The organism is Pseudomonas sp. B37(2017), from assembly GCF_002112885.1.
GTDB classification, from domain to species: Bacteria; Pseudomonadota; Gammaproteobacteria; order Pseudomonadales; family Pseudomonadaceae; genus Aquipseudomonas; species Aquipseudomonas paraglycinae.
This window is the reverse complement of record NZ_NEIX01000006.1, coordinates 344,881-366,549: the sequence shown is the minus strand read 5'-3', so window position 1 is coordinate 366,549 and position 21,669 is coordinate 344,881. Positions and strand designations below refer to the sequence as shown.

12 protein-coding genes are annotated in these 21,669 nt (G+C 62.7%); 4 read left to right on the top strand and 8 right to left on the bottom strand.

The genetic code is table 11. From position 1 onward, the window contains the following. The first annotated feature begins 334 nt into the window (after positions 1-334). Positions 335-2,824: a TonB-dependent siderophore receptor gene (locus CAF90_RS17945; RefSeq protein ID WP_085607919.1), complete on the top strand. Its 2,490-nt coding sequence runs from the start codon at positions 335-337 to the stop codon at positions 2,822-2,824. A gap of 175 nt (positions 2,825-2,999) precedes the next feature. Here CAF90_RS17945 and CAF90_RS17940 read toward each other — a convergent pair whose 3' ends face one another. The 5 genes from CAF90_RS17940 to pvdM form a co-directional block, all read right to left on the bottom strand. After that, positions 3,000-7,163 carry a non-ribosomal peptide synthetase gene (locus CAF90_RS17940; RefSeq protein ID WP_085607917.1) on the bottom strand — a complete coding sequence of 1,388 codons (4,164 nt, stop codon included), beginning with the start codon at positions 7,161-7,163 and terminating at the stop codon, positions 3,000-3,002. Between the two features lie 126 nt (positions 7,164-7,289). Continuing rightward, the gene (locus CAF90_RS17935) at positions 7,290-8,951 is read right to left on the bottom strand and encodes a cyclic peptide export ABC transporter (protein ID WP_007956365.1); all 1,662 of its coding nucleotides are present in this window, start codon (positions 8,949-8,951) and stop codon (positions 7,290-7,292) included. A gap of 151 nt (positions 8,952-9,102) precedes the next feature. After that, entirely contained in the window at positions 9,103-10,011 is a 909-nt protein-coding gene (locus CAF90_RS17930; RefSeq protein WP_085607915.1) for a formylglycine-generating enzyme family protein, read from the bottom strand. Between the two features lie 32 nt (positions 10,012-10,043). Further along, a complete protein-coding gene (locus CAF90_RS17925) occupies positions 10,044-11,327 on the bottom strand; it encodes an aminotransferase class V-fold PLP-dependent enzyme (protein WP_085607913.1) in 1,284 nt (427 codons plus the stop codon). After that, on the bottom strand, positions 11,324-12,694 hold the full coding sequence (pvdM, locus tag CAF90_RS17920) for a pyoverdine-tailoring dipeptidase-like protein PvdM (protein ID WP_085607911.1): 1,371 nt from the start codon (positions 12,692-12,694) through the stop codon (positions 11,324-11,326). Before pvdM ends, CAF90_RS17925 begins: the two co-directional genes overlap by 4 nt. Before the next feature lie 174 nt (positions 12,695-12,868). On the opposite strand from pvdM, the gene CAF90_RS17915 reads away from it, so the two are divergent. Further along, complete coding sequence (locus tag CAF90_RS17915) at positions 12,869-14,488, top strand: PvdJ/PvdD/PvdP-like protein (protein ID WP_085607909.1); 1,620 nt, start codon at positions 12,869-12,871, stop codon at positions 14,486-14,488. A gap of 131 nt (positions 14,489-14,619) precedes the next feature. On the opposite strand, the gene CAF90_RS17910 is transcribed toward CAF90_RS17915, so the two are convergent. From CAF90_RS17910 to CAF90_RS17900, 3 genes are read right to left on the bottom strand one after another with little or no spacing between them, the layout of a single operon-like run. Continuing rightward, positions 14,620-16,014, bottom strand: a complete 1,395-nt coding sequence (locus tag CAF90_RS17910) for an efflux transporter outer membrane subunit (RefSeq protein WP_085607907.1) — start codon at positions 16,012-16,014, stop codon at positions 14,620-14,622. Positions 16,015-16,021: 7 nt separating this feature from the next. Continuing rightward, on the bottom strand, positions 16,022-17,995 hold the full coding sequence (locus CAF90_RS17905) for a MacB family efflux pump subunit (RefSeq protein ID WP_085607905.1): 1,974 nt from the start codon (positions 17,993-17,995) through the stop codon (positions 16,022-16,024). Beyond that, positions 17,996-19,168 (bottom strand): efflux RND transporter periplasmic adaptor subunit, encoded by a 1,173-nt coding sequence (locus CAF90_RS17900; protein ID WP_085607903.1) that lies wholly within the window; start codon positions 19,166-19,168, stop codon positions 17,996-17,998. It abuts the gene before it with no gap. A 319-nt stretch (positions 19,169-19,487) separates the two neighbouring features. Here CAF90_RS17900 and CAF90_RS17895 point away from each other — a divergent pair, with 319 nt between their 5' ends. Next, entirely contained in the window at positions 19,488-19,970 is a 483-nt protein-coding gene (locus CAF90_RS17895; protein WP_007956380.1) for a sigma-70 family RNA polymerase sigma factor, read from the top strand. A gap of 113 nt (positions 19,971-20,083) precedes the next feature. Continuing rightward, the gene (locus CAF90_RS17890; RefSeq protein WP_085607901.1) at positions 20,084-21,421 is read left to right on the top strand and encodes a lysine N(6)-hydroxylase/L-ornithine N(5)-oxygenase family protein; all 1,338 of its coding nucleotides are present in this window, start codon (positions 20,084-20,086) and stop codon (positions 21,419-21,421) included. Positions 21,422-21,669 lie beyond the last annotated feature (248 nt).

Sequence of the window (21,669 nt, the reverse complement as noted above, 5' to 3'; positions counted from 1 at the left end):
CATGGCATGAAACAAAAGGCCGTCGCCCAACAGCGTCGGCCTTTTTTTTAACTTTTCGCGCTAATGATAAATAAACTCATTCCGGTTTTTTGGAGGTGCTGCGTCTTACTAAGGTATGTGGGCAAATCGGGTCGGGCAGGGCAGCCAGGTCACCGGATTTGTTCAGCGAAAAATTTCGCCGTTGTCCAGCCAGATGACCGTGCCCGGGGAGGGGCCGGTCGACCGCGCACTGACAGATCGCCCGAGGGCCATCGAGTGCGCGGCTCACTTGTGCAGACAGCGGCGGGCCCTTCGGCCCAATGGATTTCCACTTCTACCAATAATAGAGAGCACGATGTCAGCAATTCATGAGTTGAAACCTCTGTTCAAGGCACTCGTCATGTCCCGCGGCCTGCGTTCGCGCCGAGTGTTGACCGGTCTGGGGCTGGTCTGCGTATTGCCGCTCAGCGCTCAAGTGATGGCTGAAGACGTCAGCATCAATATCCCGGCCCAATCGCTGCCGCAGGCATTGCAGGCGTTCGGTCAGCAGACCAACCAGCAAGTGATCTACAACGCTGACGACATGGCCGGACTCAAGAGCCACGCGGTCAGCGGCAAGATGAGTCCGCAGGCGGCCATCGCCGAATTGCTCCGCGGCACCGGCGTGCGTTACAGCATCGAGGGCAACACCCTGATGCTGGTGCGCGGCACGGCCACACAGGGTCTGGAACTGGGCGCGACCAACATCAGTGCGCAGCAGGTCGGGGCAACCACCGAAGGCAGCAACTCGTACACCTCCAACGCCGTCACGATCGGCAAGGGCACTCACACCCTCAAGGAAATTCCGCAGTCGGTCACCGTGATGACCCGCAAGCAGATGGATGATCAGGACCTGGTCGACCTCAAGGACGCGCTGAACCAGACCACCGGCATTGTCGGCCTGCAGGGCGTCGGCAAGGGCATCATCGTGTCGTCGCGCGGTTTCCAGATCGACGACTGGCAGTACGACGGCGTGCCGATTCCACGTAACACCTACTCGCTGGGCAACTGGGCGACCCAGGACCTGATCTTCTTCGACCGTCTGGAAATCCTGCGCGGTGCATCCGGCCTGTTGCAAGGGACCGGCAGCCCTGGCGGTGCCATCAACCTGGTGCGCAAACGCGGTCAGGCGGCACCGACCGTGAGCATTACCGGCAAGGCCGGCTCGTGGGATCACTACGGTCTGCAACTGGACGCGGGCGGCCCGCTGAACCAGGCCGGCACGATCCGTGGCCGTCTCGTTGCCGATGAAGACCAGAGCGATTCCTTCGTCGACTACGAATGGAGCAAGACCCACTCGCTGTACGGCTCGCTGGACTTCGACCTGAGTGAAGACACCACCCTGGGCCTGGCGGCCAGCCGCACCGAGGCCGAGTCGCGCCCGATGATCCGTGGCCTGCCGCGTTACGCCGACGGCAGAATGCCGGACATTTCGCGCTCGACCTACGGCGGTGCCAAATGGAACCACTCGCAGATCAACGTCACCACGCTTTACGCTGACCTCGAACACCGTTTCAACGACGACTGGGCGTTCAAGGTCGGTGCCGTGCAGATGACCGAAACCAACGAGTCGAAAAGCCAGCGTCTGCAAAGCTCCGGTGCCGGTCTGAAGCCGGATGGCAGCGGTATTCAGTACGCCGACTTCATCACCGACTTCGACTCCACCAAGGTCGGTCTCGACATGAACCTGACCGGCAAGTTCGAAGCCTTGTCGATGCAGCAGGAAGTCATGATCGGCGGCAACTACTCCCAGCTGGAGACGGATGACCAGCTCGCCCGTACCTTCAACAACAACGCCACCGACACGATCTTCAACGTCAATAACGATCGTCCGGACATCAGCTACGACAGTCTGCTCAACACCGCCGGCGGCCGTGCCACCGACAGCAAGTACGATATTCGTCAGAAAGGTCTGTATGGCACCTGGCGCGTCAAACCGGTCGATGACCTGACGCTGGTGCTGGGTTCGCGTGTCAGCTGGTATGACTTCAGCTACAAATCCAAGAACCGCGCGGCCTTCAGCGATGAATACGTCACCGCCGACCCGAGCAAATCGAACGAAACCGGGGAAGTCACCCCTTACGCCGGTATCGTCTATGACCTGAGCCGCGAGTGGGCGGTGTATGCCAGCTACACCGACGTGTTCCAGCCGCAGACGGTGCGCGATGCCAATGGCTCGATGCTCAAGCCGATCATCGGCAGCAACTACGAAATCGGCCTCAAGGGCGAGCTGATGGACGGCCGGGTCAACACCTCCCTGGCGCTGTTCCGCTACGACCAGAAAAACCGTGCGGTCGATGATGTTTCCGGCGGTATGGAATGTGACGGCTGGTACTGCTCCACGGCGGCGGGCAAAGTGCGCAGCCAGGGTCTGGACGCCGAGATCAGTGGTGCTGTGACCGACAACCTGCAACTGTTTGCCGGTTACACCTACAACACCACCAAGTACCTCGACGACCCGGACATGGAAGGTCGCACGTTCAGCACCTGGACGCCGAAACACATGCTGCGCGTGTGGGGTAACTACCAGTTCACCGGTGATTTGAACCGTCTGAGCACCGGGCTTGGTTTCACCGCTCAAAACCACACCCTGGGCTACGAAGGCAATTACGAGGTGGCGGGTTACACCGTGTGGAACGCCCGTATCGCTTACCAGCTGACGCCGGAGATCGGTCTGGCGGTCAACGCGAATAACCTGTTCGACAAGAACTACGTAAACGCGGCGTACAACCAGCTCAGTGGTAACAACAACTTCGGTGATCCACGCAACGTGATGTTCTCCGTGAAGTACACCCCGCAGTTCTGATGCACTGACGGGACACCGAACCGGCCCACGCTCCTGAACAAGGAGGGTGGGCCGGTTTTTTTATGCCCGGACTTTCTCGCCGGCACCTTGCTGAAACAAGGCACACCCGAACAAAACAGCAGGCATGAAAAAACGCAGAGGCCGAAGCGTCTGCGTTTTTTGTGTTGCCGAAGGATCAGTCCCGCGTCACGCCCTCGCAGGCGAGGAGCACGGATTCAAACGAGTCCAGCAGGCTTTCGCCATAGATCATGCTGCGGTGCGGCAATGGCGAATGGACGGAACCTTGCAACTGTCCGCTGAGGTTGTACTGGCGCAGCACCTGCTCCGAGTGCAGCACTTGCTCCAGGGTCTTGTGCTGCAACGACCACCAGCAGCTGGCCTTGACCTTGAGAGTTGGCAGCGAGAACGCATCGAAACTCTTGACCAGCCGCTCGTGGATGTCGAACGCCTGGGCGTTCATGATTTCCTGCTTGATGGCCTCCAGCGTGGCGATCATTTCCTGTTCGTCGGTGGCGGCTTGCTGGCTGGCCCACTGATAAAAGGCCTTGAGGCTGGTTGTCGGGTTCTCGGCGATGTAACGCGCCGCCGGCTCTTCCAGATGGGCAAACATCAGGCTGAACATTTCCACGGCAACGGACAGTTCGTTGTCTGCGCTGAGGTACTCGGGGTTGTCTTCCTCCAGCGGTTTGCGTGGCAGGTCCGCAGGGAAGATGCTTTCCGGCAGGGTGGTGTCGACCAGGCCCAGGAACGTCACCTGTTTGCCCTGGCGCTCCAGTGCAGCAGCCACGTCCATGGCGATCGCGCCACCCAGCGACCAGCCCATCAGGCGGTAAGGGCCGTCGGGATGCTTTTCGACAATCTGTTCGGTGTATTCGGCAATCATCTCGGGCCAGGTCTGGGTGCTGGCGTCCTTGTCGGCGAAGCCTTTGTGCATGATGCCGAAGGTGCGAGCGTGCTTGCTCAGACGCTTGGCCAGCGGCTGGTAACAGAAGACGATGCCGCCGCTCGGGTGCAGGCAGAACAGCGGTGTAGCGGTTGACGTGGCGCCGGTCAGCTCGACCACGCATTGCACCTGCTGTTGATGTTCCATGCCGATGAACCGGGCCAGTACTTCGACCGTGGGGTGCGCGAGCATTTGTTGCAGGGCCAGTTTGATCCCCAGGCGCGCGTTCAAGGCGGAAATGAACTGAATGGCCAGAATCGAATGGCCGCCCAGTTCGAAGAAATTGTCGTCCAGGCTCACGCGCTCGACGTGCAGCGCCTCGTGCCAGAGTTCGGCCAGCGCTGTTTCGAGGGGCGTTTGCGGCGCACGAAACGGCCGGTGTGCCTGATGCAGATCGGGCAGTGGCAGGGCTTTGCGATCCAGTTTGCCGTTGGGGCTCAGTGGCAATGCACTCAGCACCACCAGGTGAGCAGGGACCATGTAGTTGGGCAGGCGCACCTTCAATTCTGCCTTGAGGGCTTCGCGCAGTTCGTCCTCGGGTGGCTCGCTTGCATGCGGCACGACATAGCCGATCAACTGCGTGCCGGTCACGCCTTCGTGGGCGACGACCACGGCTTCACGTACGGCGGGCCATTGCAGCAGGCAGGACTCGATTTCGCCGAGTTCGATGCGGAAACCACGAATTTTCACCTGGTGGTCGAGGCGCCCGACATATTCGATCACGCCGTCGGCGCCATAGCGTGCCAGATCACCGGTGCGATAGAGGCGTCCGCCCCGGGTGCTGAACGGGTCCGGGATGAAGCGTTCGGCGGTCAGCTCCGGTCGATTGAAATAGCCCCGCGCGAGCAGGTCGCCGGCAATCATCAGTTCGCCCACGGTGCCGACGGGCACCGGCTGACCGCCGCTGTCGAGCAGGTACACGGCACGACCGGCCAGCGGTCGACCAATCGGCATGGCTTTGGGCAGGGGCGTGCGCCCGGTGACGTAGTCGCTGCAATCGAGCAGCGTGGAGTCGACGGTCGCTTCCGTCGGGCCGTAGACATTGAGCAGACGCACGTGACCGAGACCGGCCTGGCCCCAGGCCGCGACCGCTTCCGGTGGCATGGCTTCGCCGCCGACCACCACCTGACGCAGCGATCCGTAGTCCCGTGGGCCGGCGGCCGCGAAGTCCTTGGCCAGCAAGTTCCAGTACGTCGTGGTCAGTTCGCTGACGGTGAATTTTTTCTCCAGCAGCTGCTGATACCAGGTTTCGCTGTCCCAGATGTCCTGCCCGCGCAGCACCACCGAAGCGCCGCAAATCAGCGCCGGGTAGAGCTGATCGACAAACGCATCGAAATTGAACGTGCCGTACTGCAGCAAACGGTCGGCAGGCGTCAGACCGTGGAACTCCCGACCGATTTGCGCGTGACGGGTCAGGGCGCCGTGAGTGATGCCCACGCCTTTCGGGCGACCGGTGGAGCCCGAGGTGAACATCACGTACGCCAGATTGCTGGCGAAGGTGCGGCAGGGCGGGTTGTCGACAGGTCGGTCATCGAGAGGATCAACCTCATCGACGCACATCACCTTGACCGACGGCGGCGAGGGCAGGCGCTCAAGCAGCGAATCCTGCGTCAGCAATACATCCAGGCCGCTGTCTTCGATCATCCAGGTCAGGCGTTCCTGCGGGTAGTCGGGGTCGAGCGGGACATAGACCCCGCCGGCCTTGAGCACCGCCAGCAGGCTGATGATCATGTGCGCCGAGCGCTCGACGGCGATGCCCACGCGGACTTCCGGGCCGACGACGCACGCGATCAGGGTGTTTGCCAGTCGATTGGCCGCCGAATTGAGCCGGGCATAACTCACGTGCAGGTCATTGACGATCAGCGCTACCGCGTCCGGTGTGGCCAGCGCCTGACGCTCGAACAACTGGTGCACGCCTTCGTCGGGCAAGGCCGAGGCGGGCGGGTTCCATTGTTCGAGCTGCACGTGGCGTTCATCGCGGCTCAGCAGCGGCAGTTCGCTCAGCGCGCGGCCCGGATCTTCGGTGATGGCGTGCAGCAGGTTCTGCCAGTGACCCGCCAGGCGTTGGAGGGTCGCGGGGGTGTACAGGTCGCGGCTGTATTCGAGGCTGGCGTCGATGCGCTCCAGCGAATAGGCGATGTCCAGCGACAGGTCGAATTTGGCCTGGGTCGTGTCCGCCGGGAGGAAGTCCAGCGCCAGGTCGCCCAACATCAGCGGGCCCTCGCCGGAGGCTTCGGTGCGCCAGTTGAACAGCGTTTGAAACAGCGGGTTGATCTGCCCGTTCGCCCGCAGTTGCAGGTCGTCGAAGCTCAGCTCCAGCGGGTAGTCGGCATGATCCAGCGCGGCGAGGGTTTCGCGGCGCAGGCGCTGGAGAAAATCCTGGCACGGCAGCTGTGGATCGATGCGCACGCGGTAGACCTGGGCGCTGACAAAGAAGCCCACCAGTTCCTGGGTTTCGCTGCGATTGCGGCTCGCATTCGGCACGCCGACCGTGAAGTCCTGCTGGTTGCTGTAGCGGCTCAGCAGCAATTGCCAGGCGCCGAGCGCCACCACAAACGGCGTCAGTCCCCACTGTTGGCAGAAGCGGTTCAAATTCTGTGTCAGCGCCGTCGGCAGGCTGAAGTCGTGTTTGCCGGCCGGGTGAGTCTGCTGCTCGTGACGAGGAAAGTCGGTCGGCAGTTCCAGCGGCGGCAGGGTCTGCCCGAGGTAGTTGCGCCAATAGTCGGCACTGGCGGCACACGCGGCGCTGCCGAGGTATTCGCCGCGTTGCCAGTCGGCGTAGTCGGCGTACTGGATGGCCGGTCGGCGCAGCGGCGAAGGATCGCCCGCCATGACCTGTTCATAGGCCTGCATCAGATCCTGCATGAGAATGGCGTTGGACCAGGCATCGGAGGCGATGTGGTGCATGTTCATCAGCAGCAGGTGTTGATCGTCAGCGGTCTGCAGCAGCGTCGCGCGCATCAGCGGCGCGGTTTTCAGATCGAAGGGCAGACCGGCCTCGACGGCGATGCGTCGGGCAAGTTCGGGGTCGCGTGTTTCGGCGCTCAGGTGGCGCAGGTCTTCGAAGGCCAGTTTGAGTGTCGCGTGTTCATCGACGACCTGCATCGCCACGCCGTCGATCTCGACGATCGCGCTGCGCAGCACGTCGTGACGTGCGATGACTTTGTTCAGCGCCGCTTGCAGATGCCGGGCTTGCACAACGCCGTTCAGGCGCACAGCGCGGGGCAGGTTGTAGGCGGCACTGTCGGGCGTCAGCTGTTGCACGAACCACAAGCGTTGCTGGGCGAAGGAGAGCGGCGCCGGCACTGGGTGAGGGCGGGCCGGGATGCCTTGAAGTTGCACGCCGGCATCAGCCATCAGCAGCGCCAGCACTTCATCATCGAGTAAGTCGTTCATCGGTCTCTCGTGGTTGGCAGCGCCGTGGTCGCTGACGGCGTTGCCGACAGTCGGGTCCACGGCGATAAACATTCAGGTTGAAGGCCGACAGCGCACAGGCGCTGGCGGCTGAAAGGGCGCTTTCGCTCAGGCGGTTTCGAGGGGCTTTTTGTGGGTGACGACCCGGCCACCCTCCATGCGCACCAGTTGATCGGCGACGTCGAAATAGCGGTCGTCGTGGGAGATCACGATGATGGTCTTGCCCATCTGTTTCAGTTCCGGCAGCAACTCGGTGTAGAAGATCCGCCGGAATGCCGGGTCCTGGTCGGCGGCCCATTCGTCGAACACCAGCACCGGACGTTCCTCCAGCCAGGCGTTGATCAGGGCCAGACGCTTGCGCTGGCCGGTGGACAGATCGGTGGTGCTGAACACGCCGTCCTGAATGCTCACCTTGTGCGCGATTTCCAGGCGCTCCAGATAACGGCCGGCATCGGCAGGAACCTGTTGATCGCCCTGTACCAGCTCATCGAACAGGTAGTAGTCGGCAAAAATCGTGGTGAACAGCTGGCGGTAGTCATCGCGGGCCCGGGCATCGACCACCTGACCGTTGAGCAGGACTTCACCGCGCTGTGGCGCATACAGCCCCAGCAGCAGTTTGATCAGGGTGGTCTTGCCGCCGCCGTTCTCGCCGACGATGAACACGATGTCGCCCTGAGCGATGTTCAGATTGACCGGGCCCAGTTCGAAGGCGGCGCTGCCTTTGACCGGTGGAAAGGCGTAATGCACGTTGTGCATTTGCAACTGCTGGACCGGGGTTTTGCTCACCGGCGCGGATTCGCTCAACAGCAGGTGCGGCTCCGGCGAGGAAAATTGCTCCGCCAGATCGTTGATGCGCTTGAACGCGATGTTCGCGCGGCTGATCACCGGCAGGGTGGTTATCAGGTATTCCAGCGGGCCTTTCATGTACAGCAGCACCAGCACGAAACCGCTGAGCACCGCTTTGTCAGTGCCCAGCCACAAGGACTGGAGCGCCAGCACCAGGCCGATGACCACGAAAAACAGCATCGAGCCGAACGTCTTGGCCATCACGAAAATGTTGACCGAACGAATGTGGGTCCGGCAGATGAAATCGGCGGTGCCTTCGATGCGCTGGCTGAACATGCGCTGGCGACGCGGCCGATGAATGCGCAACTCCTTGGCGCCGGCGGCAATCGCGCTGTAGTGCTTTTGCAGCTCATCTTCGGCTTCGCGAGCGGTTTCGAAGCCTTTGATGCCTTTGTTGCGGGCGACGTATTGCACCGCGATACCGACCACCAGGGCCACCAGCAGCAGGATGAACATCGGCAGCGACAGGAACGCCAGATAGCCCAGGCAACCGAGCGTCACGGTAAAGGCGATGGCCAGCGGCGCGAAGGAAAAGGCGAAATCGCTGACCGTGTCGACGTCGTGGGTCAGCACCGGAATCAGGCGGTGGCTGCGGAACCGTTCAATCTGTTCGATGGGCGCCAGCAGGACCTTTTCACCCAGGGATTTACGCAGCCCGGCAATGATGTGCTGGCCGACGTGGTTGGTGCCGATGTCCGACAGAATCGAGGTCAACAGGGCAAAGGCGCAGAGGCCGGCAAACGTCGCCAATACCGTGGCCGAAGGGCTGCCGGCGCCGTTCAGGGCTTTGTTGATGGTCGCCAGCAGGGCGGTGACGCTGACGCCACCGAGCATGCCGAGCAGGATCGACAGCGCCACGACGACCCGGTAAGGCTTGAGCAGGCCGAGGACTTCACTGATGGCTCCGCGCGATTTTGTGGTCATGGAGGTTTCCGCTTTTGGTGCCGGTCAAGGCATTGGTTCAAGGGTAGGGCTGGTTAAAAGACGAAACCCGCGGGCAGCGATTTAGCCGCCCGCGGGTTTATCGAGGACTCAAGCGACGAGCGAGCGGCGGGTGCCGCTGCGGTGCTCGCGGTTAGAGGTCGCGCGCCACGCGAAAACCGATCCAGTCGCCACGCTCGGTCGGCACCAGCGCATTGCGGTTGCCGGAGCGGGAGAACACCGGCGCTTCGCCCCAGTCGTTGCCGCGAATGCGCTTGAACTGGCACTTGCCGGTCTCCCACGCACTGCCGTCACTCGGCGCGCCTTCGTAGTTTTCGTTGTAGCAATCGGCGGTCCATTCGTAGACGTTGCCGTGCATGTCGTACACACCGAAGGCGTTGGGCGGGAAGCTGCCGGCCGGCGCGGTGAAGTTGTAGCCATCGGCCGCACCGTAGGTATTGGCGTGCTTGGCGATGCTGTATTCCTTGCCCTCATCGAACGGGAAGGGGAACGGCCCGATGGTGCCGCCACGGGCGGCGTATTCGCGCAGGGACTCACTGACCAGGCGGTACTGCTTGCCGGTCTTTTTCGACAGCCAGGCCACGTAGGCGTTGGCCTCGGCGAAGTCCATGCACACTGCCGGGTGCTTGTCGGTGTACTGCTTGCGCGGGTCGCTGCCGGCGTAATCCGGGATCCCGGCCTTGCACGCGCGGCCCGGGCGGGTATCGCCGTCGGGCATGACGTAACCGGTGTCCTTGAGGTAGGCAAACCATTCGCCCTTGAGCACCTGGAAACGGCTGATTGCCAGCGGTTTGGCGAACGTCACCGGGTGCATCGGGCCTTCGTCGGGCTCGCGGCCGACTTCGTCTTCAGGCGTGCCCATGGTGAACGTGCCGGTGGGCAGCACGACCATTTCCGGACAGTCCTTGCAGTCCTTGAACACCTTGCCCGGTGCCGGTGGGGTGGCAGCCTGGGCGGTGGTCGGCAGCAGGTAGGCGGCGAGGGCGGCGAGCGTCAGCGCCGACAGGCTTTTCAAGGCAAAACGAGGCAGTTCACTGTTCATTTCGAGTCTCGTCAAAAGGAAAAAGGTTCGGCTCACAGCGCCTGATCCAGCACGGCCAGCAGGCGGTCGATCTGGGCTTCATCGTTGAGCAGGCCCGGCGCGGTGCGGATCACTGGCCCGACATCGCGCTCGACGGCGTCAGCCACGACTTTGTTGGCCATCAGGTGCGCGGCGATCTTGTCGCTGTTCTTGCCAGTGACCCGGAAGAAGGTGAAGCCGGCGGAAAACTCAGGGCTCAACGGCGTGACCAGCTCAATCTGCGGGCGTTGCAGCAGGCGTTTTTTCAGGTAGCTGTTGAGTTCATGAATGCGCGCCTGCACGTCGGCCTTGCCCAGTTGCAGGTGCAACTTGAACGCCTCGGTCAGCGCCCAGCGGTGTTCGAAAGCGTGATAACCGCCAGGGGTCATGGTGGTGGAGAAGTGCTCGGCCTCGGAAAAGGTCGGAATGATCGGCGTAACGTATTTCACTTCCGGCGTACGGCTGACCACGATCCCGGTGCCGCGCGGGCCGAACATCCACTTGTGGGTGCCGGCGATGAAGAAGTCGCAGTTCATGGCCGGGAAGCTCAGGTCTTCCACGCCGAAACCGTGCACGCCGTCCACCACGTAGATGATGCGATCGGCTTCGCTGCGCCCGCGGTTGTGTTTGTCGACCAGCGCACCGATTTCGGCGAGCGGCAGTTTCACGCCGCTGCCCGAATGCACCCAGCACATGCCCAGCACGCGGGTTTCGGGGCGGATGGCACGATCGATGCTGGTCAGGATTTCATCTTTGCTGATCCGGTAAGGATCCTTGAACAGACGGATCTTGCGCACCTTGGTGCCGTCACGCTGGGTGCGCAGCTCGAGGATGGTGTGCATTGCGTAATGCTCGTGGGCCGTGGTGAGGATTTCCTGATCGGCGCGTACCTGCACGCCACCGTAAATCATCGCCAGACCTTCGGTGGTGCTGCCGGTGAGCGCAATCTGCCGGGCATCGGCCTGCACGTATTGGCCGGCCAGCACGCGCACGGCTTCCTCGCGTTTTTCGGTGACGCCGTGGTCCCAGTCCATCGCCAGCCCGGGGTTCTTGTCGAGGGCGGCGCGGTGCATTTCGATCGCCTCGCGCACCGGGCGCGGGTGGGTGGTGATCAGGAAGTTGGAGAAGTGCAGCCACGACGGATCCTGATCGAACAATTGCTGCAACTGCGCCCACTTGTTGCGTGGCAGCGAGGCGGCGGCGGTCGAAGCGTTGGCGATGTTCGGCAGGCTCGCACCCAATGGCAATGCGGCGGCGAGGATCCCGGCCTGCTTGAGAAAGTCGCGACGGTTGCTCATGGCTTGGCGGCTTCCCGGGCAGTGGCCAGTGTCGGTTTGGCGGATTTTTCCACCTGGTCCCAGACCCGCAGGAAATTGCCGCCCCAGAGCTTGGCGATATCGGCTTCGGTGTAACCGCGCGACAGCAGTTCAGCGGTCACGTTGCGAATCTCACTGACGTTCTCCCAGCCTTTGACGCCGCCACCTTCATTGAAGTCCGAGCTGATGCCGACGTGGTCGATACCGATCTTTCTGACCGTGTAATCGATGGCGTCGCCCAGATCCTTGAGGCTGGCCTTGGGTTCGCCTTCGAGGATCGCGTAGAGCTGGCCGGCGTACTCGCCGAACTTCTGCTCCGACCACGCCGAGATGATCGGATCGCCCGGCATCAGGGCCACGGCCAGGTTCGGCAGCGGCGGCAGATCGTAGCGTTTGCGCAGTTCATTCAGCTTGTCCTGAGTGCCCTGGGTCAGTGGGCGCAGGTATTGCGAGAAGCCGACGATCTGCACCACGCCGCCGCTGTTCTTGATCAGCTGCATTTCCTTGTCGCTGAGGTTGCGCGGGATATCGACCATGGCGCGCGGCGCCGAGTGCGACGCCACCAGCGGGGTGCGGCTCAGTTGCGCGACCTGCTCCAGGGCCTTGGTCGACATCTGCGACACGTCGATGATTACGCCCAGGTCGTTCAAGCGTTTCACCGCTTGCTTGCCCAGGTCCGAAAGACCGTCGAGGGCGTCCGGCGAATCATTGAAGAACGGCAGCGGGCGCGACGAGTCGGCCCAGTCGTTATTGCCGATGTAACTGAAGCCGAACATGCGCATGCCGCGCGCCGTCCACAGGTCCAGCAGGTTCAGGTCGTGGCCCAGCGGGTAGGCGTTGAGCATGCTGATGAAGATCGCGAACTTGCCTTCGCCGTGCAGGCGCCGGAAGTCGTCGGCGGTGTAGGCAATGCCGACCTGGTTGGGGAAGTCGCGGACCATTCCGGAAATGATCTTGTAGCGGATTTCCTGCTGGTTGCGCGCCTCGTCGACGAAGCCGGCGGTGGGCTTGTGCGGGGCATTGGCGCCGTTCCAGATTTCCGGCCAGCCGAAGATCGTCAGCGCCGCGCCGGACAGGCGTCCGCGATTGGCCTTGACCAGGTCGAACTGGTCACTGCCGTCCTTGTCGACTTCGTGGCCGGTGGTGCCGAAGTTCTGGGTGATGGTGATGTGGCTGTCGAACGAGAGCATGTGTTCGTGCAGCTCTTCGGCCTGCTGCATGACTTTGCGAGGGTAGCCGGGATTGTCCTTGAACCAGATATCCCAGACCGCGAAACCGGCACCGGCGCTGATCGCCAGGGCCAGCGGCAGGCCGATGTAAAGAGCCTTTTTCGAACGTGGTTTTGTCATTGCCATCTCAGTCAGGTTCGCCGTCGAGGTGCAGGCACAGAGGCCTTTGCTATCTGGGAAGAACGAGCGGGCGCGGGAGAAAATTAGTCCGCCCCGAGGGCGCTTAAATTTGTTCGCTCAGCAAACGTTCTAGCTTGGATAAAGCCTGCTTCAGGGCTGAACACAGGTAGGGCAATGAGGATTTCTCGACGATGGTTCATGGCAGGCCTGGCGCTGACCGGCGCTGCCGTACCTGCAGCTTATTTCGGGCATCGCGAATGGACGAAGCCCGACCCGACGATCACCCCCGGTGAGGCGTCTTTCGATGTCGCCGACGTGGCCGGGCAACGCCTGGCGAATGCGTTGCGCGGGGTCTGGAAGATCCGCTTCGTCGGGCGTGATGCGGGCCTGGACGGCTTGCCGGCCCAGGGCCTGGAAGTGTTCATCGACATCGGTCAGAAAGGCCGGGGCGTGTGCGGTTTTCTCGATACGCCGGAGCGTCTGCGCTCTGCCGACACCCCTCGTTACCGAATACTCGGCGATCTTGCCGGGGCCGAGGCTTCGAAGCTCAGCTGGCGCCTGCTGGGCACCGGCGGCAGCGTCGACTACGAACTGAACATGACCCTCGACGAGGTCTGGGCGGATTTCGGCAACGCCGGCAGCGGCACCCTCAGTGGCAGTGTCCAGCGCCTCGATCGCGCGCTGGCCTTGCCGGCGCAGGATCACCGCTTCATCGCGGTCAAATGCCTGTTCCCCGAAGCCCGCCAGCGCACGCCGCTCAATGCGCCTTTGCTGGCCTGGCTGGTGTCACCCGAGCATCGACTGTTCCACCAGGTGTGGCACGCGACGCGGGACAAATGGCACACGCTGTCCGAGGACAAGCGCAACGCCTTGCGCGGCCTCGGCTGGCAGCCCGGCCCTCGGGATCAGGAGCGTGATGCCCGTGGTCCGCGCAAGGATCGCAACGGTTCGGGCATCGATTTCTTTTTCATGCACCGGCACATGCTCGGGACGGCGCGTTCGCTGCAGGATTTGCCGTCGTGGGAGTTCTTCCCGCTGCCGCAGCCGGAACTGGTGCGCGACCGTCAGGGTTTTGCCCGCTACTTCGATAATCACGACGGCACCGCGCTGCCGCCGACCTGGCTGGCCGATGGCGACGATGAATTCAGCCAGTGGGTCAGCGACATCAAGACCGCCGAGACCTATCAGAGCAACTTCGAGGTCTGGGAGTCGCAGTACCGCGATCCACAGTATCTGTCGAAGATGACCCTCGGTCAGTTCGGCTCCGAAGTCGAACTGGGGCTGCACGACTGGCTGCACATGCGCTGGGCTTCGGTGCCGCGCGATCCGTCCAACGGTCAGCCGGTGCCGCTGGCCCGGGATCTGGACGATTTTGCCGCACGCTGGTTCGCCCCGGAAAACGACTTCCTCGGCGATCCGTTTTCATCTCATGTGAACCCGGTGTTCTGGCATTTCCACGGCTGGATCGATGACCGCGTGGAAGACTGGTTCCGCGCCCACGAGCGTTTCCATCCGGGTCAGGTCACGCGGCTTGAAGTCAATGGTGTGAAATGGTTTGCGCCTGGGCGTTGGGTCGAAGTCGCTGACCCGTGGCTCGGCCCGACGACTCACGGTTGCAGCACTACGCCGGGGTTGCAGGTCGGCAAGTCGGTCGAGATGGATCCGGAAGTCATGAAGCTTGCGCTGCGAATCGTGTTCGGTTCGGATGAGAAGAAGCTGGAAGGATTGTTCCGGCGAGTGCCGAAGCGGCCGTGGTATGCGCGCAATCTGAAGGCCAAAACCGACGCGGTCTGAGGATCGCGTTGTCGTTAGCCGGATCGCCCTATGTAGCAAACTCGCTCCCACAGTGATCGTGTCCATTCAGATGGAATGCGGTCGCTGTGGGAGCGAGCTTGCTCGCGAAAGCGGTCTTGAGTTTGCTGCGATTACAGCGCCTGCCACCCGCCGCCCAGTGCCTTGTACAACCCGATACTCGCCTGCAATCGCGACAGGCGCAGTTGCACATTCAGATCCTGCGCCGCATACAGCGTGCGCTGGGTTTCCAGCACCGTCAGCAAGTCTTCGGCGCCTGCCTGATAGCGGCTCTGAGCGATGTCGAACGCGGTCTGCGCCTGATTCAACTCTTCACTTTGCCACTGCCGCTGCGCGTCGAGCCCGCGAATGCTGTTCAGGGCTTTTTCGACGTCGGCGAAACCGTTGATGATGGCGGCGCGATAGGTTTCCAGCAGTTCTTCCTGGCGGGCTCTGGCCTTGTCGCGCTCGGCGCTCAGCCGCCCGTTGTTGAAGACGGGGGCGAGCAGTCCGGCGGTGAGGTTGTAGAACGGGCTGCGGATGATGTCGTCAAACTGGTTGGCGCCGGAGCCGAGCTGGGCAGACAGGGTCACGCTCGGCAGCATGGCGGCGCGGGCGACCTTGACGTCGGCTTCGGCCGCCGCCAGTTGCGCCTCGGCGCGGGCGATGTCCGGACGGTGGCTGAGCAGGTCGCTAGGCACGCCGGCGGAGATGGTCGGCCATTGCAGTCGGTCGAACGGCTCCGCGCCGGTTTGCAGATCCTGCACCGGCCGGCCGAGCAGGGCTGCGAGGCTGATCAAAGCGTCCTGGGCCTGTTGTTGCACCAGCGGCAATTGCCGTTGTTGCGCGGCCACCAGGCTTTTCTGCTGGGCCAGTTCCAGTGCGGTGGCCGAGCCTGAATCGAAGCGGGTCTGCACCAGTTTCAGCACGTTCTGCGCGTTCGCCAGATTCAGCTCGGCGATACGACTTTGCTCGCGCAGGGACAAGGCCTGCGCATAGGTGTTGGCCACGCCGCTGAGCAAGGTCAGTTCCACGGTCGCCCGATCGAACTCGCTGGCTTGCAGGGCAAGCCGGGCACTGTCGCGGGAGGCGCGTTTGCCGCCCCAGAAATCGATTTCGTAAGTAGCGGTCAGGCTGGCGTCGAAATAATCCACCGCCTTGTTGCTGTTGTCGGCGTCGAGCTGGCTGTAGCCGTTACCGCGCAGCAATTTCTGCCGATTGGCATTGGCCCCGGCTTTCACTTCAGGCAACTGCGAGCCGCCGGCAATCACGGTGCCGGCCTGGGCCTGACGTACCCGCGCCATGGCGGCCGCGAGGTCGAAACTGCCGAGGCGGGCCTGTTCGATCAGGCGGTCGAGTTCGGGGCTGCCGAACTGCTTCCACCATTGCGGATCGATGCGGGCGACGCTGGCGCCGTGGGGCGACTGCCAGGTCGCCGGTGGCTGCAAGCCGCTGTCGGGACGCTGGACGGGATTGCCGCAGGCGCTGAGCATCAGGCACACGGTCAACAGGCTGAGGCGCGATTTCATAGATCGATCATTCACTGGTAAGGGCCGTCACCGGGTCGAGTCGGGCGGCTTTGCGGGCCGGCATGAAGCCGAAGACAACACCGGTCACAAGGGCGCAGCCAAAGGCACCGAGCACCGCCATCAAGGAAAACGCCACGGCGACTTCGCTGAGGATCAGCACGCCGCCGACGATCAGTGCCAGGGCGATGCCGGCGATCCCTCCGACCACCGAGAGCATTACCGCTTCGGTGAGGAACTGGCGCAGGATGTCGCGCTGACGGGCACCGGTAGCCATGCGAATCCCGATCTCGCGGGTGCGCTCGCGCACGGTCATCAGCATGATGTTCATCACCCCGATCCCGCCCACCAGCAGCGAAATCGCGGCAATCGAGCCGAGCATCAGCGACAGGGTGTTTTGCGTGCGGGCTTCGGCCTGGATCATCGCGGCGTTGTTGGTCAGTTCGAAATCCTTCTTGCCGTTGTGCAGGCGCAGCATCAGTTGCTCGATGGCGTGTTCGGCTTCCTTGACCTTGCGCGCATCGGCGGCGGCGATCGCCACGTATTCCGGATTGCGCGTGCCGAACAAACGGACGCTGGCGGCGGAGTAGGGCACGGCGATGCGGTTGTCGCTGTCGGAGTCGCCGGAGCTGGCGCCTTTCTCCGCCAACACGCCCACCACCTGGAACGGCACGTTCTCGATCAGGATGTATTGGCCGATGGGGTTGGCGACATCCTTGAGCAGTTTGGTGCGGACCTTGTGGCCGATAACCGCAACTGCGGCGGCATTGCGTTCATCGGCTTCGGTGAAGTAGCTGCCCTGCACCACAGGCCAGTTGAAGATTGCCGGGAAGTTGGTGTCGTTGCCGCCGACGTAACTCAGGTAATCGGCATTGCCAAACCGCACACCGGCTTCGGCGCCGTTGACCGGCATGATTCGCATGACCTGCGGCAGGCTGGCCAGTGCCGCCACGTCATCGAGGGTGACGATGCCTTGCGGTGTGCGCGGGTTGGGTGACGAGCCGCTGAGGTAAATGATGTTCGAGCCGAAGGCGCCCATTTGCGCCATGACCTGGCGCTTGCTGCCTTCGCCGACCGCGAGCATGACCACCACCGAGGCCACGCCAATGATGATCCCCAACAGGGTCAGCGCGGTGCGGAAGCGGTTGATCCACATCACTCGCCAGGCGGCGTGCAGTGCGTCGATCAGTTCGCCTTTCCAGGCGCCTGTCGCTTCGGCGCCTTCAGTCAGGCGCTTGCGCAGATCCACCGCCTGCAAGGCGCCGGGGTTGGCGCTGGTCTGGGCCTCGGGGTTGTGGCGGGCGCTGTCGCTGACGATCAGGCCGTCGCTGATTTCAATGATGCGTTTGGCTCGTGCGGCCACTTCGCGGTCGTGGGTGATCAGAATGACCACGTGGCCCTGGCTCGCCAGTTCGTCGAGCAGCGCCATGACTTCCTTGCCGCTGTGGCTGTCGAGGGCGCCGGTGGGCTCGTCGGCAAGAATGATGTGCCCGCCGTTCATCAAGGCCCGGGCAATCGACACCCGTTGTTGCTGGCCGCCGGAAAGTTGATGTGGACGGTTGCCGGTGCGCGAGGCCAGGCCGAGGCGGTCGAGCAGGGCGGCGGCACGAGCATGGCGCTCGGCGGCGGGTGTGCCGGCGTAGATCGCCGGCATCTCGACGTTTTCCTGGGCCGAGCCGGACGGAATCAGGTGATAACCCTGGAACACGAAACCAAAGGCCTCGCGGCGTAGCCAGGCCAGTTCGTCGGTGTCCAGGCCGGCGACGTTTTCCCCGGCGAAGCGGTACTCGCCGGTGGTCGGCCGGTCGAGGCAGCCGAGAATGTTCATCAGTGTCGATTTGCCGGAGCCGGAGGCGCCGACGATCGCCACGAATTCGCCGGCGTGGATCGACAGGTCGATACCGCGCAGGACATGAACCTCGGGCGCGTCGCCGCCGCCGTAGGATTTGCGGATGTCCTGCAGGTCGATCAGAGGCGTTTGCATTCAACCTCCGCTGCCGGTGGCCGGGCCGATCACCAAATGATCGCCCTCGTTGAGGCCTTCGAGAATCTGCACTTTCAAGCGGTCGCTGATGCCGGTGCGCACTTCGCGGGTTTCGATCTTGCCGTTGGCGGCGATTACCTGCGCGGTCTGCACGTTGGCGGTGGTGCTGCCCTGCAGCGCGGCAACCGGTGCGGTAAGCACGTTTTGCGCCTGGTGGGCGACGAAGAAGACTTGCGTGGTCATTTCCGCCATCAGCGCGTTGTCGGCGTTGTCGACGTCCAGCAACACGGTGTACAGCACCACGCGGGCACTGCCGCTTTTGCTGGTGCTGGCGGGGCTGCCGCCGCCCTGGCTGGTCTGGTCCAGCGGTTTTGGCGGGACCGGCAGGATCTGCCGTACGGTGCTGCTCCAGCGCCGGTTGCCGCCGCTGAGGGTGGTGAAGTAGGCGGTCATGCCGGGTTTGACGTGGCCGATGTCGGCTTCGGAGACCTCGGCCCACACGGTCATCGGCGACAGTTTGGCGATACGCAGGATCAGCGGCGTCTGCTGCTGGGCGTTGAGGGTCTGGCCTTCGCGCGCATCGAGCGCGACCACTGTGCCGGCCATTGGCGCGTAGATGCGGGTGTAGCCGAGTTCGGCCTGATCGCTGCGCAGGCTGGCTTCGGCCTGACGGATCTGGGCCTGGAACATGTCGATGCGCGCCTGGGTGGCTTTCAGTTCGGCGCGGGCGGTCTGCACGTCTTCTTCGCGGGTCGCGCCGCCGGCGGCGAGATTCTGCTGACGCTGATATTTCTGCTGCGCCAGTTCGTGCTGGGCTTTTTGCTCCTGCAATTGGGCCTTGAGGTTTTCGATGGAGAAACGCCCGGCGTCGAGTTTGGCTTTTTGCGTGGACGGGTCGATTTCCACCAGCAACTGGCCTTCCTTGACCACATCACCGACCTCGACGTGGATTTTCTGGATCTGCCCCGACGCCTGGGCGCCGACGTCCACATAGCGCCGCGGCTGGAGCGTGCCCAGCGCGGTGACGCTGCTTTCGATGTCGCCACGGCTGACGGAAACGGTGGCGAACTGATCGCGACCGGGCGGCAGGACTTGCCACGCCGCAACGGCAATCACGGGGATCAGGCAAAGAGCGATGAGCAGGGCGCGTCGGGCGGGGCGGGGACGTTTCATGCGGGGTTCCGGCCAGTGTGAATCGGCCCGTCATCCGGCGGGCACCGCAAGCGGGCACGGCCGAATGCTGTCGCAGGGCACGACAGACACGGGAGGGCTGTTGGTTAAACGAGAGAAGGGGCGGCGAATTTAAGCGCTGAAAAACGCGGTAACAGGTATAGGCGAGAACAATTTGTCGGGCAAACCGAAACAGCGCTTTAAATCTATATGAGAATTACTATAAATTACGCACCTGAAATTGCCACTACCGTGCCACTGCCTGTTTCGACAGTCGCGGATCTGGCTCAAGGATCGAAACCGCACGCTGCGGCGGGGAATCATGTTGGAAAACTACTATCGCGAGTTGGTGTGTTTCCTGAACGCCAGGCTCGGCAACCGTCAGGTGGCCGAAGACGTGGTGCATGACGCTTATCTGCGGGTGCTGGAGCGATCCAGCGAAACGCCGATCGAGCAGCCTCGGGCATTTCTCTATCGCACAGCCTTGAATCTGGTGATCGACGACCATCGGCGCAATGCCCTGCGTCAGGTCGAATCGCTGGAAGTGCTCGACAGCGAAGAGCGCTATTTCACCCCGTCGCCCCACAATACCTTCGATCACGGCCAGCGACTGGAGATGCTCCAGCGTGCCCTGGCTGAACTTTCGCCGCTGTGTCGCGAAAGTTTTCTGTTGCGCAAGATCGAAGGTCTGTCGCATCCCGAGATTGCCGAACACCTAGGGATTTCCAAGGCTCTGGTGGAAAAGCACATCGTCAACGCCATGAAGCATTGCCGCCTGCGCATCAAACAATGGGACGCCCATTGAGCCGTCGTCGTTAAATTTTATTTCACTGTCCTCGTTCCTACTCAACAGACGATCTGCTGTCCTGCTCAAGGCCGGTCAGGTCACTCAGGCTTTTCGTCCAGAGGACACTGGAAATGACACAGGCAATTGCATCGCCCATCGTTCACGACCTGATCGGCGTCGGTTTCGGCCCTTCGAACCTGGCGCTGGCCATCGCTCTGCAAGAGCGCGGCCCGACCCAGGGGGAACTGGATGTTCTGTTTCTCGACAAACAACCCAACTACAGCTGGCACGGCAACACCCTGTCGACCCAGAGCGAGTTGCAGATTTCCTTCCTCAAGGATCTGGTGACCCTGCGCAATCCGACCAGCCCGTACTCGTTCGTCAACTACCTCAAGCACCATGGTCGTCTGGTGGACTTCATCAACCTCGGCACCTTCTACCCGTGCCGCATGGAGTACAACGACTACCTGCGCTGGGTGGCTGCGCAGTTCACCGAGCAAAGCCGTTACGGCGAAGAAGTGCTGACCATCGAGCCGGTGCTGCACAACCATCAGGTCGAAGCGCTGCGGGTGATTTCCCGTGGTACGGACGGCCAGCAGTTCGTGCGTACTGCGCGTTCGGTGGTGGTCAGCGCCGGCGGCACGCCGCGCATTCCCGAGGCCTTCAAGGCGCTGAAAGGCGACGGTCGGGTGTTCCATCACTCGCAGTACCTGGCCGAGATGGCCAAGCAGCCGTGCATCAACAACCAGCCGATGAGCATCGCAATCATCGGTGGCGGCCAGAGCGCGGCGGAAGCCTTCATCGACCTGAACGACTCGTTCCCGTCGGTGCAGGTCGACATGATCCTGCGCGGCTCGGCCCTGAAGCCGGCGGACGACAGCCCGTTCGTCAACGAAGTGTTCTCGCCGGAATTCACCGACCTGATCTTCCAGCAGAAGAGCAGCGAGCGTGAGCGTCTGGTCAACGAGTACCACAACACCAACTACTCGGTGGTCGACATCGACCTGATCGAGCGCATCTACGGCATCTTCTATCGCCAGAAGGTTTCCGGTGTCGCACGCCATGCGTTCCGCACCCTGACCACGGTCGAGAAAGCCACCGCCACCGAACGCGGTATCGAACTGACCGTGCGCAACAACGCCACCGGCGAAGTCACCGTGCGTGCCTACGACGCGGTCGTGCTGGCCACCGGTTACGAGCGCCAGATGCACCGCAAACTGCTGGCGCCGCTGGAAGAGTACCTGGGCGATTTCGAGGTCGATCGCAATTACCGGTTGATCACCGACGAGCGCTGCAAGGCCGGTCTGTACATGCAGGGCTTCTGCCAGGCCAGCCACGGTCTGAGCGATACGCTGCTGTCGATCCTGCCGATCCGCGCGGACGAGATCGCCGGCTCGCTGTATGAGCATGGCAAGAACCGTGGGCACAGCCGTTCGGTGATGGATCTGTTGTTGGCGACTGCCAGCTAAACCAGACCGTTGATCGTTCCCACGCAGAGCGTGGGAACGATCTCGGCGATCTCGGGGGCAATCCTGAACCCTTCCTGAACACCCGCCACATTCCCCGACACACTTCCTTTTGCGGGTTTACTCTCCAGACATCGGGGCGTAAGCTTCGCGCGTTTTCATCAATAGCGGAGACCCACAGTGGGTACTTGTTCGAGTGACAGTTGTCGGCCGGTCCTTGTAACCGGCAGATTCTCGGCAAGATAACGCGC